The sequence below is a fragment of the Polaromonas sp. P1_G2 genome, assembly GCF_056405515.1.
Map to the genome: position 1 here is coordinate 1 of NZ_JBFUBY010001507.1, position 391 is coordinate 391.

Below are 391 nucleotides of genomic sequence, written 5' to 3' on the forward strand. Positions count from 1 at the left end.
GCTATGGGCTACAGCTATGCCAACCTGACCCTGATCGACCGTTACCGGCGTGTCGCCCTGGTGCGCACCGTCACCGGCGAACTCAATTTCGAGCTCGACGCCTCGACCAAATATTCGAATGGTATCATCGCCGTTCTCCTGGCGCTGCACAGCGGCGCCCGTGCGGTGATCCTCTCCGGCATCAATCCCAATTCGACCGGGCATGTCTATAATGCCGAAAACCTCGAGCGCAAGCATGTCGGCAAGGACAGCGCCATGCTCAAGCAATTGATGGCGATGGGCATGCCGATCTATACCGCCGATCCCGCCGTTGCCGGGGATTTTGGTCTGCCATTGTGGAAGGGTTAGCCGCCAGCCTTCTTGTCAGCCTGCTTGGCAAGATGGCGCTGCT

1 protein-coding gene is annotated in these 391 nt (G+C 59.3%); it reads left to right on the forward strand.

Annotated elements, in window-relative coordinates; translation table 11 throughout:
• Positions 1–348, forward strand: a 348-nt coding sequence (locus AC1D0P_RS31300; protein ID WP_477680282.1) for a hypothetical protein, incomplete at its 5' end; no start/stop codon positions are given.
• Between the last annotated feature and the right edge of the window lie 43 nt (positions 349–391).